The organism is Modestobacter sp. VKM Ac-2983 (genome assembly GCF_026967885.1).
Classification (GTDB): domain Bacteria; phylum Actinomycetota; class Actinomycetes; order Mycobacteriales; family Geodermatophilaceae; genus Modestobacter.
This window is the reverse complement of sequence record NZ_JAPVBK010000003.1, coordinates 890,410-906,223: the sequence shown is the minus strand read 5'-3', so window position 1 is coordinate 906,223 and position 15,814 is coordinate 890,410. Positions and strand designations below refer to the sequence as shown.

Genomic DNA, 15,814 nt, shown 5'->3' with positions numbered 1-15,814 from the left:
TCGACACGCTGACCACGCCATCGATCAATGCGAGGATGAGGCCATGAGCGACCCCCGCGACGACGAGTTCGGTTACCGCGACGGCGGCCCCACCTTCGACGTGGTCCGCAAGGGGTACGACCGCGACCAGGTCGCCGAGACGCTGGCCGGTCTCGACGCCGACCTGCACGTGGCGCTGGCCGACCGGGACGCCGCCGTGTCCCGGTCGGCCGACCTCGCCCGTCAGCTGCAGGCGCTGCACGGCGAGGTCGAGTCGCTGCGGCGCCGGGCCGCCAGCGCGAGCGCCCCCACGTTCGAGAACATGGGCGAGCGCATCTCCAACATGCTGCAGCTCGCCCAGGACGAGGCGGCGGAGATCCGGCGATCGGCCGAGGAGCAGGCCGCCCAGCTGCAGGCGGCCGTGGCCGCCGAGGCGGAGGCGATCCGCGAGCGGATCGCCGGTGAGGAGCGCGCGCTCGGGGAGCGCTCGGCCGCCAGCCGGGCGGAGGCCGAGCGCCTGGTCGCCGAGGCGCGGCAGCACGCCGAGCAGATCGCCGCGGTCGCCCAGGCCCGCGCCGACGACCTGGTCACCAAGGCCCAGGAGCGGGTGACCCGGCTCGACAACGACTCCCAGGCCCGCCGCGCCAAGGCCGAGCAGGACTTCGAGATCGCCCAGCGCGCCCGCCGGAGCGAGGCCGCCCGGCTGGAGCAGGAGCGCGAGCAGGCCTCGATCGCCGCCGCCCAGCAGCGGGTCGCCGAGGCCGACGATCGGGCCCACCGCACGGTCGCCGAGGCCGAGGCCGCCGCGGCCGCGATCGGGAAGATCCGGGACGACCTGACCCGTCGGCTGGCCGACGTCCGGACCCTGCTCGGCCGGCTGCCGGACCTGTCCGACCAGCCGCAGCCGGCCGAGGACGCCCACCCGGCGGCTCCGGCCGAGCAGCGTGAGGCAGCCCGGCCGCAGCAGCCCACCCCGGTGGAGTCCGCGGAGCAGGAGCAGGCGACCGCTGGGGAGCAGCCGGGTGCGGAGCAGCGCCCGGCGGCGGGGGCCACGCAGCCCGCCCCGGAGCCGGCGGCCGCGCAGACCCAGGCGGTCCCGGTCCAGGCGGTCCGGACCGAGTCGGTACCGGCCCAGTCGGCACCCGCGGCCGCACAGCAGCCGGTCCGGACCCCGGCGCCGGCGCACCCGACCCAGAACACGCCGGCCCAGCAGGCTCCGGTCGAGGACCGGACGACGGCTGAGCAGCCGGCGGCCGAGCAGGCACCTCAGCAGCGGCCCCAGCCCGGCGTGCGGCAGACGCCGCCGGTGCCTGCCCGCGGTCCGGCGACCCGGGTCCAGCCGACCCCGGCCGTGCCGGCCGGACAGGGCGGTCCGCCCCCGGCGAACCGGGGCTGACCGCCGCCCTGCTCCTCGACGGGCCCGTCCGGTGCACCGGGTCGGGTGAGGGTGATCGACCACCACCGGAGAGGAACTCCGTGCCCGGGCCGTCTCGGACCACGCTGATCGCCGTGCTCAGCGCCGTCCTGTGCTCGCTCGGTCTGCTGGTGGCCCCCGCGGCGGCGGCCGCACCGGCGGAGGACACCGGCCTGGTGCGGATGATGCACCTCTCCCCCGACACCCCGTCGGTCGACGCGTTCATCGACCATGCCTCGGTTGACCACGCCTCCACCGACTCGGTCTCCGCCCCGGACGCCCAGGTCCTGCTGCCCGCGGTCGGCTACGGCGACGTCTCCCGCTACCAGCGGGTCCCCGCCGGCAGCTACACGGTGAGCGTGCGGGCGGCCGGCGCCGACCCGACCACTCCCCCGGTGCTCGCCACCCGCGTCACCGTGGCCCCCGGGGCAGCGACCACGGTCGCCGCGGTGGGGCGGTTCGCCGACCTGGGCCTCGCCGTCCGCACCGACGACCTCACGCTCCCGCCGGCCGAGACTGCCCGGGTCCGGGTGGTCAACGCCGCGGCGGCTGGCTCCCCGCTGGACGTCGCGCTGGGCGGAGGCACCGTGCTGGCCGCGGACCTGGCGTTCGCCGACTCGACCGAGCCCGTCGACGTGCCCGGCGGCGCAGGGACGCTCCTCGTCACCGACTCCGGCGGCACCCCGGTCGAGTTGCCGGTCGACCTCGCTGCCGGGTCGGTCCACACCGTGCTGGTGCTGGACCGCGCGGACGGTGGGCTGACCGTGACCACCACCCTGGACGCCGCAGCCCCCGCCGTCGTGCCGGTCGGTGGGGTGGAGGCCGGTGCCGGCGGTACCGCCACGGACGAAGACCCGCCGGTCGACCGCGCCGCTCTCGCCGCCCTGTCCCTCACCGCACTGGTGCTGGCCGTCGTTCTGCGCCGGCCCCGTCCCGGGTCCCCGACGTCCTGACCCGCCGGCGATGACGACCTCGACCGGTCCCGGTCGGCCCTCCCGACCGGGCCGCCACCGGCTGACGGCGCTGCGGGCGGGGCTGCTCGCGGTGGCCGTCCTCGCCGGTGGCATGGCGCTGGTGGACCGCCCCGCCGACGCCGTCCGCAGCACCGCGGTGGCGTCTCCGCCCGCCCCGGCGCTCCTCGGCCCCGCTGCGGCGGTGCCGGCGCAGCCGACCGTGGCGCCCCCGGTCGGGCTGCGCATCGCCGCGATCGGCGTCGACGCCCACCTGGTGCCGATCGGAGTGGACGGCGCAGGCGCCCTCGTGCCCCCGGCGGACGTCCAGCAGGCGGGCTGGTTCACCGCCGGCCCGGTGCCCGGTGCGGTGGGGCCAGCGGTGCTGGCCGGGCACGTCGACGACCACACCGGCCCCGGGGTGTTCTCCCGGCTGGAGGAGCTCACCGCCGGAGACCAGGTGGTCGTCACCGGCAGCGACGGCCGGCCGGTGACGTTCACGGTGACCCGGGTGTCCGCCCACCCCAAGGGCGACTTCCCGACCGAGGAGGTCTACGGGCCGACCACCGGCGCCGAGCTCCGGCTGATCACCTGCGGCGGCACCTTCGACCGCTCACGCCGCAGCTACACCGACAACGTCGTCGTCCACGCATCCGCAGGATGACGGAACGGCCCCGCTGCGAGCGTGCGACTGGCGGCGAGGCAGTGGCGTCCTTCAGCGGCGACGGTCGCGGGCCCGCCAGCAGGCGGTGTGCCAGTGCCGCCGCCAGTCGGCGGCGGAGTCGGTGTCCCACGGGTCCAGGTCGGAGTCCCGGGCGTAGGCCGGCCAGCTGACCACGTGCGGGGTCCGCGGCGGGATCAGCTGGTCACAGCCCGGGCAGCGGTAGCTCTTGTCGCTGCCCGCCCCGGTGAGCGGCCGCACCACCCAGTCGCCGTCCGCGGCCTCCTCGACCGGCTGCCGGGCCGCCACCGGACCACGCCCCGGCTGCGCGGACCGGGCGCGCCCCGGACCACGCCGCGAGCCACCTCGGCGGGGCACCAGCTACCGGTTCGCGTGGTCGCGGAAGCCGCGCCCGGCCTTGCGGCCGAGGTAGCCGGCGGTCACCAGGTGCTCGAGCAGCGGTGCCGGGGCGAAACCGGGCTCGCGGAACTCGGTGTACAGCTCGCGCTCGATCGCCAGGGCGACGTCCAGGCCGACGACGTCCAGCAGCTCGAAGGGGCCCATCGGGTAACCGCAGCCGACCTTCATCGCCGCGTCGATGTCGTCGGCGGTCGCGTAGTGCGCCTCCAGCATCTTGACCGCGTCGTTCAGGTAGGGGAACAGCAGTGCGTTGACGACGAACCCGGCCCGGTCGGTGCAGGAGACCGCGTGCTTGCCGATCTGCGCGCACAGCGCGTGTGCGGTGGCGGCGACGTCGGGCTCGGTGGCGATCGTCGAGACGACCTCGACCAGCTTCATCACCGGTGCGGGGTTGAAGAAGTGCAGGCCGACGACGTCACCGGGGCGCTCGCTCGCCTTGGCGCACTCGATGACCGGCAGGCTGGACGTCGTGGTCGCCAGCACCGCGCCGGGCTTGGCGATCTCCCCGAGCGCGGCGAACAGCGCCTGCTTGACGCCCAGGTGCTCGACCACGGCCTCGATGACCAGATCGGCCCCGGCGAGGTCGTCGAGCTGGGCGGAGCCGGTGACCCGGGCGAGGGTGGCGTCCCGCTCCGCCTCGTCCAGCCGGCCGCGGGCGACCTGCTTGTCCAGCGACCGGGTCAGCGCGTGCTGCACGGCCTCGACCTTGTCCAGGGTGCGGGCGACGAAGGTGACGTCGTAGCCGCCCTTGGCCACCACCTCGACGATGCCGACGGCCATCGTCCCGGAGCCCACGACGCCGACGCTGCGGATCGGGCGGGCCCCCTCGGCGGCGCCGCCGGTGGCCGGCGTCGCGGCATCCGGGACGACCTCGGCGGAGTCGCGGCCGGCGTAGGTGTAGAAGCCGCGGCCGCTCTTCCGGCCCAGCAGCCCGGCCGTCATCATCTGCTTGATGATCGGCGCGGGGGCGTGCAGCCGGTTGCGCGACTGCTGGTACATCGTCACGAGGATCTCGTAGGCGGTGTCGATCCCGATCAGGTCCATCAGCGCGAGCGGGCCCATCGGCAGGCCGCAGCCCAGGCGCATCGCGGCGTCGATGTCCTCGCGGCTGGCGTAGCGGTTCTCGAACATCGAGACCGCGTGGTTGAGGTAGCCGAACAGCAGGGCGTTGGCGATGAACCCCGCCTTGTCCCCGATCGTCACGTCGGTCTTGCCCAGCCGCGCGGCCAGCGCCTCGACGTCGGAGACCACCGAGGGCTCGGTGACCACGGTGCGCACGATCTCGACCAGCTTCATCACCGGTGCGGGGTTGAAGAAGTGCATCCCGATGACCTTGCCGGGGCGGCCGGTGGTGACCGACAGCTCGGTGACCGACAGGCTGGAGGTGTTGGTCGCCAGGATGGTGTCCGGCGGGCAGATGGCGTCCAGCTTGGAGAACAGCTGGGCCTTGAGCTCCATCCGCTCCGGGATGGCCTCCACGACCAGCTCGGCGACGGCGAGGTCCTCCATCGCCGTGGTGAACCGGATCCGGGACAGGATGACGTCGCGGTCGCCGGCCTCGAGCTTCCCGCGGGCGACGGCCTTGCCGGTCGACTGCTCGACGTGCGCCCGGCCGCGCTCCAGTGCCTCGTCGGTCACCTCGACCGCCGTCACCGACAACCCGGCCCGGGCGAGCACCTCGGCGATGCCGGCACCCATCGTGCCGAGCCCCACCACGCCGACCTCGGTCAGTTCTCTGGCCACGCTGCCATCCCTTCACCGTCGGTGATCCCGAGCAGTTTCGCACCACTTTCCGACCCGGGCGCTACCGGCCGGTAGTTCGGCCCCGTCGCGGGGGCCCGCCGCGCGCGGAGCGGGTGGTGGGGGGCGACGGGTTCCTTCTAGAAGAGGCGCTGGGATGGGTCGTCGGTGCCCTTGAGGACGGCGTAGTCGACGGTCAGGCACTCGATGCCACGGTCGGCGGCGAGCACCCGGGCCTGCGGCTTGATCTCCTGGGCGGCGAACACGCCCTTGACCGGGGCCAGCCGCGAGTCGCGGTTGAGCAGCTCCAGGTAGCGGGTCAGCTGCTCGACCCCGTCGATCTCGCCGCGGCGCTTGATCTCCACGGCCACGGTCGCGCCGCCGGCGTCCCGGCAGAGCAGGTCGACCGGGCCGATCGCGGTGGGGTACTCCCGGCGCACCAGCGACCACCCCTCGCCGAAGGTCTCCACGTGCAGCGCGAGCAGTCGCTGCAGGTCGGCCTCCACGCCGTCCTTCTGCAGGCCGGGGTCGACGCCGAGGTCGTGCCGGGAGTCGTGCTCGACCGACTCGATGGTGATGATCAGCTGCTCGCCGGCCTTGTTGGTGACCGTCCAGGTGCCCGCTGTGCCGCCGTCCGGAGAGTCCGTCAGCTCCTCCTTGACCGAGCACGGCGGGCTCATCCAGTTCAGCGGCTTGTAGGCCCGGTCGTCGGCGTGGATGGACACCGAACCGTCGGCCTTGACCAGCAGCAGCCGGGTGGCGGGCGGGAGGTGGGCGGTGAGCCGCCCGATGTAGTCCACGGAGCAGCGGGCAATGACCAGGCGCACGGACGACGACGCTACCGGCTGTCCGACCCGCCCTCCGCACCGGCGGGACCGCGCAGGACACCGTGGAACCCCCTGGGCCGCCGAGCCGTGTACTCCCTGTGCGGAACTCACCTGCCCTCCGTCCCGCCGTCGGTCTCGCGCTGGCGACCCTGCTGCTGACCGCCTGCGCCCAACGGGGCGGCACCGGAGCCGCGCCACCCGGCCCGTCCAGCGAGACGCCGACGGAGTCCGAGACCGTCTCGTTGCCGGAGGGCGAGGAGGCGCTGGTGCTCCAGGTCGCCGACGTCGGCGGCTTCACCACGCCGGAGATGCTGGCCGCGCGGCTGCCGATCGTGAGCGTCTACGCCGACGGCCGGGTGATCACCCAGGGGCCGGTGCCGGAGATGTACCCCGGGCCGGCCTGGCCCAACGTCCTGGTGCAGCAGGTCGACCAGGCCACCGTGCAGGAGCTCGCCGAACGGGCGCTGGACGCCGGCATCGCCGAGACGACCGACCTGGGCTCCCCGCCACTGGCCGATGCCACCTCCACCCGGTTCACCCTGAACACCGCGGAGCGCACCGTGCAGCGAGAGGTCTACGCACTCCGGGAGAGCACCGGCGGGCTCCCCGGGGATCCGGGCGCCGGTGGGCTCACCGAGGAGCAGGAGGAGGGGCGGGCACAGCTGCAGGACCTGCTCGACGACCTGACCGACCTCTCGCAGACGCTCTACAGCGAGGGTCAGACGCCGGAGCAGTACAGCCCGGAGACGGTCGCGGCGCTGGCCCGGCCGTGGACCGAGCCCAACGACGACCTGACCCACGCGGAGGTGCCCTGGCCGGGGCCGGCCCTGCCGGGCGAGCCGATCGCCCCGGGCGTGAGCTGCGTGACGGCGACGGGCGAGGAGGCGCAGGCCGTCGCCGCCGCGGCCCGGGACGCCAACGCCCTGACCCCCTGGGTCGGTGCGGACGGCGCCCGCTGGTCGATCACCTTCCGCCCACTGCTGCCGCACGAGTCCGGCTGCGCGGACCTGACCGACTGAGGACCGTCGTGCTCCCCGGACCGAGCGGCCCGGGGAGCACCCTGGCTCAGACCGGCTGCGGCGAGCGCAGGTCGCCGTCCACGCCGTCCCGCTCTGCGACGGCGGCCAGCGGCTCCGCCGGCCGGGTCGACCGGAACCGCTCCAGGTCCAGCAACCCCTCGCGCTTGGCGACGATGGTGGGCACCAGCGCCTGGCCGGTCACGTTGGTGGCGGTCCGGCCCATGTCGAGGATCGGGTCGACCGCCAGCAGCAGGCCGACGCCGGCCAGCGGCAGGCCCAGCGTGGACAGCGTGAGCGTCAGCATCACGACCGCACCGGTCACGCCCGCGGTCGCCGCGGAGCCCACCACGGACACCAGCGCGATCAGCAGGTAGTCGGTGATCGAGAGGTCCACGTCGAAGAACTCCGCCACGAAGATCGCGGCCAGCGCCGGGTAGATCGCCGCGCAGCCGTCCATCTTCGTCGTGGCACCGAGCGGCACCGCGAAGGACGCGTAGCTGCGCGGGACCCCCAGCTCGGTCTCGGTGACCCGCTGGGTCACCGGCAGGGTGCCGATGGAGCTGCGGGACACGAAGGCCAGCTGGATCGCCGGCCAGGCACCGGCGTAGAAGCGCACCGGCGACAGCCCGTGCAGCTTGAGCAGCACCGGGTAGACGACCAGCAGCACGATCGCCAGGCCGGCGTACACCGCGCCGACGAAGACCCCCAGCGAGCCGAGGGAATCCCAGCCGTAGCTGGCCACCGCCTTGCCGATCAGCCCGACCGTGCCCAGCGGCGCGAGCAGGATGACCCACCAGAGGACCTTCTGCACGATCGCCAGCACCGAGCGGGTGACCGACAGGAACGGGTCCGCGGCGGCGCCGACCTTCAGCGCCGCGACCCCGATCGCGACCGAGACGACGATCAACTGCAGGACGTTGAAGCTGACCCCGCCGTCGCCGTTCCCCTCCAGTCCGAGGAAGTTCGCCGGGACCAGCCCGGTCAGGAAGTCCCACCAGGAACCGGTGGTCGCCGGCGCCTGGGCGAGTCCGGCGTCGACCGAGCTCCGGTTGCCGGGCTGGGTGAGCAGGCCGAGCCCGATGCCGACGGAGACGGCGATGAGCGAGGTGATCGCGAACCACAGCAGCGTCTGGCCGGCCAGCCGGGCGGCGTTGGACACCTGCTTGAGGTTGGCGATGCTGACGATGATCGCGGTGACGATCAGCGGGACGACGATCGCCCGCAGCAGCCCCACGAAGGTGTTGCCGATGGTGGTGAGGGTGCTGGTCAGCCAGTTGGCGTCGGTGCCGGGGACCAGGACGCCGTCGACGAAGGAGCCGTCGACCGGGCCCATCGCGCGGGCCACCAGGCCGAGGGCGATGCCGACGACGAGGCCGAGCAGGACCTGGACCGCGAAGGGGACGCGGCGGAGACGTGCGAGCACGGGAGGGGTGCCTCTCTGGGGCGGTGCGGGGTGGCGGACGGGTCGGGACCGGGTGCGCTCAGCGCGAGGTGGTCATCCGCCCGTGGTCGATGAAGCGACGCCGCGTCAGCCACCAGAGGTCGATCACGTGCAGGTCAAGGCCGCCATCGCCGTCCGCCATTCCGCCGCGTGAGCGAGGTCATCACCGGGCGGTCGACCGTCGTCGTGCCGTCATCCTCTCGGGGGATGCCGGGGGGGACCTGAGGGGGATGTGCCCCGCTCCCCGGCCGAGCAGGCTCGGGGCATGCCGTTCCCGGGGAGCCGACCGTGACCGACGCCGTGCTCGGCTGGGTGCAGGAGCTGATGGCCTCCCCGTGGGTGTACCTGGTCCTGTTCTCGCTGGCCGCCCTCGACGGCTTCCTGCCCGTCGTGCCCGGCGAGAGCGTGGTGATCACCGCCGGCGTCTTCGCCGCGACCGGGCAGCCCGACCTGGTGGCGGTCGTCGCCGTGGCCGCTGTGGGGGCCTTCGCCGGTGACCACGCCTCCTACCTGATCGGGCACCGGGCGGGCCCCCGGCTGCAGGCCTGGGCCCGGCCCGGCGGCCGGCGCCGGGCGGCGCTCGACCGGGCGGCCCGGTTGCTGGCCGCGCGCGGCGGCGTCCTGCTGGTCACCGCCCGGTACGTGCCGGGCCTGCGGACGGCGGTGACACTGACCGCCGGGGCGGTGGGCTGGCCACTGCGCCGGTTCACCCCCTTCGCCGCGCTGGCCGCCCTCACCTGGGCCGGCTGGTCCGCCGGGATCGGGTACATCGGCGGGCTGGCCTTCGAGCGGGACCCGCTGCGCGGCCTGCTGCTGGGCCTCGGCCTGGCCCTGGTCCTGGCCGCAGTCGGCGAGGGCGTCCGCCTCCTCGTCCACCGCCGCCGGCCCCCCGTCGAGGCGGTGGCCGAGCGCACGCCGGCCGAGGTGGGGGCAGGCTGACCGGGTGAGCACCGTCGAGGACGTCACCCCCACCTCCCCGCGACCGGTGCGCCGGACCGTCTTCACCCAGGGCTGGCGGGACGTCACGTTCCTGCACTGGGCGGTCGACCCGGCCCTGGTCGCCCCGCTGCTGCCGGCCGGCGCCCGACCGGACGTGCTGGACGGCGTCACGTACGTCGGCCTCATCCCCTTCCGGATGCGCCGGATCGGCTTGCTGGGGGCACCGGGGCTGCCGTACCTCGGCTCGTTCGCCGAGACCAACGTGCGGCTCTACTCGGTCGACGACGAGGGGCGGCGCGGCGTGGTCTTCCGGTCGCTGGAGGCCGACCGGCTGCTGCCGGTCCTGGCCGCCCGCTGGATCGCGCACCTGCCCTACCTCTGGTCCCGGATGCGCATCGCCCGCGACGGCGACCGGATCACCTACCAGGCGGCTCGCCGCTGGCCCGGTCCCCGGGGCGCCGGCGGCCGCATCACCGTCCGGGTGGGGGCCCGGCTGGCCGACCCCGGCCCGCTGCCGCGGTTCCTCACCAGCCGCTGGGGCCTGCACCAGACCACCCTGGGCCGGCTCGCCTACTGGCCGAACGAGCACCCGGAGTGGCCGCTGCACGCCGCCGAGCTGCTGGAGCTGGAGGACGACCTGGTCGCCGCCGCCGGTCTGCCCGCGGTCGGCGGCGCCCCGGACAGCGTGCTCTTCTCCCCCGGCGTCGACGTCCGGTTCGGCCCGCGACTGTCGTGAGCCGGACCGATCGGGCGACCCGCCGGCGAATCGAGACGAGATGGTTCCACCGGAGCACGTCCTGGGCCACACTGCCGGGGTGAACGGGAGCCCGACGTCGCTGCCCCCGCCGTCCGTGGCTCTCTCCCCCGCCTGGCTGCACCGGGTGCTGGACGCGGCGCGCACCCGGCTGGGCATGGACGTCGCCTGGATGTCCACGTTCACCGAGAGCAGCCAGCAGATCTGCGCCGCCACCGGCGCACTGGACGCCATGCACGTGCGTCCGGGGATGGAGCCCTCCCTGGAGGGCTCCTTCTGCGTCCGGGTGCTCAGCGGGCAACTGCCCCCGGTGGTCACCGGCGCCCGCCGGCACCCCGGCACCCGCGACCTGGCCGTCACCGCCGACCTCGGCATCGGCTCGTACGTGGGCGCCCCGGTCCGGGCGCCGGACGGCCGCCCGGTCGGGATGCTGTGCTGCGTGAGCCGGGACGACGGCGCGCACCTGGACGGCGCGGCCGCCCGCACCCTGGAGCTCCTGGCCGACCTCATCGCCGACCGGTTGGCCGAGCCGCTGCCCGCACCGCCGGCCGACCCCGCCGGCCGGGTGCGCGACGTGCTGAGCGAGGGCGCGGTCGTCACCCATGTCCAGCCGATCGTCGACCTGGCCACCGAGGAGGTCGTGGCCTACGAGGCGCTGGCCCGGTTCCCCGGCATCGCCGACGGGCCGGAGCGGCTGTTCAGTGCGGCTGCGGCCGCAGGGCTCGGCACCCAACTGGAGGAGCTGGCCGCGCGCGCCGCGCTCGCCGTGGCACCACGGCTCCCCGCAGGGCGCCCACTCGGGATCAACCTCTCCCCGCCGGCGCTGCTGTGCCCGTCGGTCACGGACCTGCTGCTGGACCACCGGCACCTGGACGTCGCGGTCGAGATCACCGAGCACAGCCCGGTGGACGACTACGACGCCCTGGGACGAGCCCTGACCCGTCTCCGCGACGCCGGCATCGGCCTGACCGTCGACGACGCCGGTGCGGGGTACGCCAGCTTCCGGCACGTGCTGCGGCTGCACCCCGACGCGATCAAGCTGGACCTCGCACTCGTCAGCGGCGTGCACGCCGACCCGGCCAAGCAGGCGATGGTCACCGCGATGGTCAGCTTCGCCGCCGCGACGGGTGCCCGACTGGTGGCTGAGGGGATCGAGGACCCCGCCGAGGTCCGCACGCTCCGGTCCCTGGGCGTGTGCCAGGGCCAGGGGTACCTGTTCGGCCGTCCGGCGCCCCTGCTCTGAGGGCGCTGCGCTGAGGCGCTGTTCCGGTCCGTCCCCGGCGCCGGACCCCTCGATGCCGGCGACAGCGGACAGGGGATGATCCGGTCACGCGTCGTCGAGGTGGGGAGCACCGTGGTGGAGCCCGTTCGGTTCGGACTGGTGGGGTACGGCTTCGGCGGCCGGTACTTCCACGCCCCGCTGCTCGCCGCCGCGGTGGAGTGCGACCTCGTCGCAGTGGCGACCTCCTCGACCGAGCGGCGCGAGCTGCTCCGCCAGGAGCACCCGGGCGCGACCGCCGTCGGGTCCCTGCCCGAGCTGGCCGCGGCCGGCGTCGAGGCGGTGGCGATCTCGACCCCCGCCGACACCCACACCGCGCTCACCGACCAGGCGCTCGACCTCGGCCTGGCCGTCGTCTGCGACAAGCCCTTCGCGCTGGACGCCCCGGCCGCACGGGCCACCGCCGAGCGGGCCCGCCGGCTCGGCCTGCCCCTGGCGCCGTACCAGAACCGCCGCTGGGACTCCGACTTCCGCACCGTCCAGGCGCTGGCCGAGGCCGGGACGCTGGGCGCGATCACCCGGTTCGAGTCCCGCTTCGAGCGGTTCACCCCCGAGCCCGGCCCGGCGCCGTCCGGGGGTGGCACGCTGCTGGACTTCGGCAGCCACCTGGTCGACCAGGCGCTGGTGCTGCTCGGCCCGGTGTCCTCCGTCTACGCCGAGTGGCGGGTGCGCGACAGCGGGCTGGACGACGACGTCTTCGTCGCCCTCACGCACGCCGGCGGCGCGCGTTCGCACCTGGCCGGCAGCTGGAGCGAGGGCGCACCGGGCAACCGGTTCCGGGTCACCGGCACGGCCGGCAGCTACGTCGTCGGCGGGCCGATGGACGGCCAGGAGGAGGCGCTGATCGCCGGGGAGACACCGGCCACCCGCGGTCCGGAGTGGGGCGCCGAGCCGGAGGCCCGCTGGGGCCGCGTCCGGCGGGGCGACCACGAGTACCGGGTGCCGACCCTGCCCGGCGCCTGGGACACGTTCTACCCGGCGTTCGCCGCCGCGGTCCGCGGCCTGGGCGCGGTCCCGGTCGAGCCGCAGGACGCCGTCGCCTCGCTCACCGTGCTCGACGCCGCCCGCCGCAGCGCGACCGAGGGCGTCGTCGTCCGGCTCGGGTGACGGCCGGGGCGGACCATCGGTCGGTCACCGGTGGGCCGCCTGCACCGCGAGCGGCTCGGCGTGCTCGTCCTCGACCCACTCGAGCAGGTCACCGGGCTGGCAGCCCAGCACCCGGCACATCGCCTCCAGCGTGCTGAAGCGGACGGCCTTGGCCCGGCCGTTCTTCAGCACCGCCACGTTGGCCGGGGTGAGCCCGACCCGTTCGGCGAACTCGCCGACGCTCATCTTCCGCTTGGCCAGCTCCACGTCGATGCGCACGACGATCGGCATCAGATGACCGCCTCCATGTCGCTGCGCAGCGTCGTGGCCTGCAACAGCAGCGCGCGCATGACCGCCATCAGCAGCCCCACCACGGCGCCGACCAGCAGCAGCACCAGCAGGAGGGCCGGCGGCCCCGGGTCGTCACTGACCTCATCGATGACGAAGTAGTACGAGCTGACGAAGGCGCCGAGCAGCATCAGCCAGCCGACGACCATCGCCACGACGATCGCGTCGACCCACGGCAGCGCGCTGGTGCTGAAGATGCAGTCCCGCCGGACCATGGTCAGGAGCTTCCAGGTGCAGACGACGACGACCTGCACGCACGCCAGCCCCACGATCGAGGCCACGAACATCGTCCCCCGCACGAGCGACTGCTCCAGCGACGGGTCGGCCAGGTCCGGCAGCGTCCCGGGCACCACCCAGATCTGAGCGGCGACCAGGGCGGCGAACAGCACCGCGAGCAGGAACCGGATCGGGAGCACCAGCGGGTGCACATGCGGCATGGATCGACATTCGCTCGCTGTAGATCGAAAGTCAACAGGTGCGAGCCGTCGGGCCGACCACCGTCCCTCAGACGGGCACCGGGGCGTCCTCGGCGAGGCCGTTCGCCTCCCGGACGACGGCGACCACCTCGGCCATGATGTCGGTGATCCCGAAGTCCTTGGGCGTGAAGACCCGGGCCACCCCGAGGTCCCGCAACCGCCGGGCGTCGCCGTCGGGGACGATCCCGCCGACGACCACCGGGACGTCGTCCAGGCCGGCCGCCCGCAGGCCGGCCAGCACCGCCGGGACGACCTGCAGGTGCGACCCGGAGAGCACCGACAAGCCGACCACGTGCACGTCCTCCTCGACGGCCGCGGAGACGATCTGCGCCGGGGTGAGCCGGATCCCCTGGTAGACCACCTCGAAGCCGGCGTCCCGGGCCCGCACGGCGATCTGCTCGGCACCGTTGGAGTGCCCGTCCAGCCCGGGCTTGCCGACCAGGAAGCGGAGCCGCCCCCCGAGTTCCGCGCCGGTGCGCCGGACCAGCTCCCGCACCTCGGTCAGGCTCGCGTCGGCCGCACCGGCGCTGGCCCCACCGACGCCGGTCGGGGCCCGGTACTCACCGAACACCACACGCAGCGCGCCGGCCCACTCCCCCGTGGTCACGCCGGCCCGCGCGCAGCGCAGCGTGGCGGCCATCAGGTTCTGCTCGGTGGCCGCGGCCGCGCGCAGCTCGTCGAGCGCCGCGGCCACCGCCCCGGGCGCCCGCTCCTCGCGCCACCGCTGCACCGCCGCCTGCGCCGCCGCCTCGACCGCCGGGTCGACGGTCTGGATCGCGGTCTCGAGGTCGGCCAGCAGGGGGTTGGGCTCGCTGGTCGTGTAGCGGTTCACCCCGACGACGACGTCCTCGCCGCTCTCCATCCGCCGCCGGCGCTGGGCCAGCGAGGCCACCAGCTCGCTCTTCATGTAGCCGGACTCGACCGCGGCCACCGCGCCGCCCAGCTCCTGCACTCGGGCGATCTCCACCCGGGCGCCCTCGACCAGCTCGGCGACCTTGCGCTCGACCACCACCGAGCCGGTGAACAGGTCCTCGTACTCCAGCAGGTCGGTCTCGAACGCCAGGACCTGCTGCAGCCGCAGCGACCACTGCTGGTCCCAGGGCCGCGGCAGGCCGAGCGCCTCGTTCCAGGCCGGCAGCTGCACCGCCCGCGCCCGGGCGTCCCGGGACAGCGTGACCGCGAGCATCTCCAGCACGATCCGCTGGACGTTGTTCTCCGGCTGCGCCTCGGTCAGGCCCAGGGAGTTGACCTGCACCCCGTACCGGAAGCGCCGCTGCTTCGGGTCGGTGACTCCGTAGCGCTCCGCGGTCAGCTCGTCCCAGAGCTGGCCGAAGGCGCGCATCTTGCACATCTCCTCGACGAACCGGACCCCTGCGTTGACGAAGAAGGAGATCCGGGCGACGACGTCACCGAAGCGCTCCGGCGGCACCTGCCCGGAGTCGCGCACCGAGTCCAGGACGGCGATCGCGGTGCTCATCGCGTAGGCGATCTCCTGCACCGGCGTGGCCCCGGCCTCCTGCAGGTGGTAGCTGCAGATGTTGATCGGGTTCCACCGCGGCATCGCCGTCACCGTGTAGGCGACCATGTCGGTGATCAGCCGCATGCTCTGCGCCGGCGGGAAGACGTACGTCCCCCGCGACAGGTACTCCTTGATGATGTCGTTCTGCGTCGTCCCGGCCAGTTGCGCGACGTCGTGACCGTGCTCCTCCGCGACCGCCTGGTAGAGCGCGAGCTGCCACATCGCGGTCGCGTTGATCGTCATCGACGTGTTCATCTCGTCCAGCGGGATGCCGTCGAACAACGCCCGCATGTCACCGATGTGCGCCACCGGCACCCCGACCTTGCCGACCTCCCCGACGGCCAGTTCGTCGTCGGGGTCGTAGCCGGTCTGGGTGGGGAGGTCGAAGGCGACCGACAGGCCGGTCTGACCCTTGGCGAGGTTCCGCCGGTAGAGGGCGTTGGACTCCGCGGGCGAGGAGTGGCCGGCATAGGTGCGCATGACCCAGGGACGGTCGCGGTCCTTCGGCGCTGAAGGGAACGGCATGCCAGCGGAGTGTAGGGCGGTTACTCGCCAGTAGCCACGGGCCTCCCCCCGCGGTGGCACACTCGGGGCCGGGCTCGTGGCCGGCCGGCCGCGCCCCTCCGGAGGGGGTCAGCGTGCCGATCGACGCCGGGAGCCTGCACTACGCCGTGGGGCCGGCCATCGCCTTCCTGATGCTGGTGCTGATCGGGCTGTTCCTCCGCTGGGCCTTCGCCTCGGACAGCACGTCGGGCACCCCGGTGCAGCGCGAGGAGCTGCTGACCCCGGTGGCCACGCTCACCCGCCGGGAGTCAGCGCTGGCGCTGCGGGCCGTGCTGAGCGACGCCGGCATCCGGTCCACGATCCGCGAGCCGGCCGCGCACCGGGCCGACGTGCTGGTCTTCCCCGAGGACCTCCAGCGCGCCCGCGCGCTCGCGCTGTCCTTCGGAGGGCGCTGAAGA

General features: G+C 74.4%; 16 protein-coding genes. 9 read left to right on the top strand and 7 right to left on the bottom strand.

Annotated features, from left to right (window positions below; all coding sequences use genetic code 11):
* The first annotated feature begins 43 nt into the window (after window positions 1–43).
* From O2W18_RS16350 to O2W18_RS16340, 3 genes are all read left to right on the top strand, one after another.
* The gene (locus tag O2W18_RS16350) at window positions 44–1,375 is read left to right on the top strand and encodes a hypothetical protein (protein ID WP_269188509.1); all 1,332 of its coding nucleotides are present in this window, start codon (window positions 44–46) and stop codon (window positions 1,373–1,375) included.
* An 80-nt stretch (window positions 1,376–1,455) separates the two neighbouring features.
* Window positions 1,456–2,346 carry a DUF4397 domain-containing protein gene (locus O2W18_RS16345; RefSeq protein ID WP_269188508.1) on the top strand — a complete coding sequence of 297 codons (891 nt, stop codon included), beginning with the start codon at window positions 1,456–1,458 and terminating at the stop codon, window positions 2,344–2,346.
* 10 nt (window positions 2,347–2,356) lie between these two features.
* On the top strand, window positions 2,357–3,007 hold the full coding sequence (locus O2W18_RS16340; RefSeq protein WP_269188507.1) for a class F sortase: 651 nt from the start codon (window positions 2,357–2,359) through the stop codon (window positions 3,005–3,007).
* Between the two features lie 51 nt (window positions 3,008–3,058).
* On the opposite strand, the gene O2W18_RS16335 is transcribed toward O2W18_RS16340, so the two are convergent.
* The 3 genes from O2W18_RS16335 to nucS form a co-directional block, all read right to left on the bottom strand.
* Window positions 3,059–3,313, bottom strand: coding sequence for a hypothetical protein (locus tag O2W18_RS16335; RefSeq protein WP_269188506.1), 255 nt, complete (start codon window positions 3,311–3,313; stop codon window positions 3,059–3,061).
* Window positions 3,314–3,385: 72 nt separating this feature from the next.
* Entirely contained in the window at window positions 3,386–5,167 is a 1,782-nt protein-coding gene (locus tag O2W18_RS16330; RefSeq protein ID WP_269188505.1) for a 3-hydroxyacyl-CoA dehydrogenase family protein, read from the bottom strand.
* Window positions 5,168–5,304: 137 nt separating this feature from the next.
* A complete protein-coding gene (gene nucS, locus O2W18_RS16325; protein WP_269188504.1) occupies window positions 5,305–5,991 on the bottom strand; it encodes an endonuclease NucS in 687 nt (228 codons plus the stop codon).
* Window positions 5,992–6,089: 98 nt separating this feature from the next.
* On the opposite strand from nucS, the gene O2W18_RS16320 reads away from it, so the two are divergent.
* On the top strand, window positions 6,090–7,010 hold the full coding sequence (locus O2W18_RS16320) for a hypothetical protein (RefSeq protein ID WP_269188503.1): 921 nt from the start codon (window positions 6,090–6,092) through the stop codon (window positions 7,008–7,010).
* A gap of 46 nt (window positions 7,011–7,056) precedes the next feature.
* On the opposite strand, the gene O2W18_RS16315 is transcribed toward O2W18_RS16320, so the two are convergent.
* The gene (locus O2W18_RS16315) at window positions 7,057–8,433 is read right to left on the bottom strand and encodes a dicarboxylate/amino acid:cation symporter (RefSeq protein ID WP_269188502.1); all 1,377 of its coding nucleotides are present in this window, start codon (window positions 8,431–8,433) and stop codon (window positions 7,057–7,059) included.
* A 306-nt stretch (window positions 8,434–8,739) separates the two neighbouring features.
* Between O2W18_RS16315 and O2W18_RS16310 the strand changes: the two genes are divergently transcribed.
* From O2W18_RS16310 to O2W18_RS16295, 4 genes are all read left to right on the top strand, one after another.
* Window positions 8,740–9,390 (top strand): DedA family protein, encoded by a 651-nt coding sequence (locus O2W18_RS16310; protein WP_269188501.1) that lies wholly within the window; start codon window positions 8,740–8,742, stop codon window positions 9,388–9,390.
* Window positions 9,391–9,394: 4 nt separating this feature from the next.
* Window positions 9,395–10,126 carry a YqjF family protein gene (locus O2W18_RS16305; RefSeq protein WP_269188500.1) on the top strand — a complete coding sequence of 244 codons (732 nt, stop codon included), beginning with the start codon at window positions 9,395–9,397 and terminating at the stop codon, window positions 10,124–10,126.
* A 79-nt stretch (window positions 10,127–10,205) separates the two neighbouring features.
* A complete protein-coding gene (locus O2W18_RS16300) occupies window positions 10,206–11,387 on the top strand; it encodes a sensor domain-containing phosphodiesterase (RefSeq protein WP_269188499.1) in 1,182 nt (393 codons plus the stop codon).
* Between the two features lie 75 nt (window positions 11,388–11,462).
* Complete coding sequence (locus O2W18_RS16295) at window positions 11,463–12,530, top strand: Gfo/Idh/MocA family protein (protein WP_269188498.1); 1,068 nt, start codon at window positions 11,463–11,465, stop codon at window positions 12,528–12,530.
* 24 nt (window positions 12,531–12,554) lie between these two features.
* Here the strand turns inward: O2W18_RS16295 and O2W18_RS16290 are convergent, their stop codons facing one another.
* From O2W18_RS16290 to O2W18_RS16280, 3 genes are all read right to left on the bottom strand, one after another.
* Window positions 12,555–12,800, bottom strand: coding sequence for a helix-turn-helix domain-containing protein (locus tag O2W18_RS16290; protein WP_269170829.1), 246 nt, complete (start codon window positions 12,798–12,800; stop codon window positions 12,555–12,557).
* On the bottom strand, window positions 12,800–13,294 hold the full coding sequence (locus O2W18_RS16285; protein ID WP_269188497.1) for a DUF2975 domain-containing protein: 495 nt from the start codon (window positions 13,292–13,294) through the stop codon (window positions 12,800–12,802). Before O2W18_RS16285 ends, O2W18_RS16290 begins: the two co-directional genes overlap by 1 nt.
* 67 nt (window positions 13,295–13,361) lie before the next feature.
* Entirely contained in the window at window positions 13,362–15,377 is a 2,016-nt protein-coding gene (locus tag O2W18_RS16280; RefSeq protein WP_269188496.1) for a methylmalonyl-CoA mutase family protein, read from the bottom strand.
* Window positions 15,378–15,490: 113 nt separating this feature from the next.
* On the opposite strand from O2W18_RS16280, the gene O2W18_RS16275 reads away from it, so the two are divergent.
* Window positions 15,491–15,811, top strand: a complete 321-nt coding sequence (locus O2W18_RS16275) for a hypothetical protein (protein ID WP_269188495.1) — start codon at window positions 15,491–15,493, stop codon at window positions 15,809–15,811.
* Window positions 15,812–15,814 lie beyond the last annotated feature (3 nt).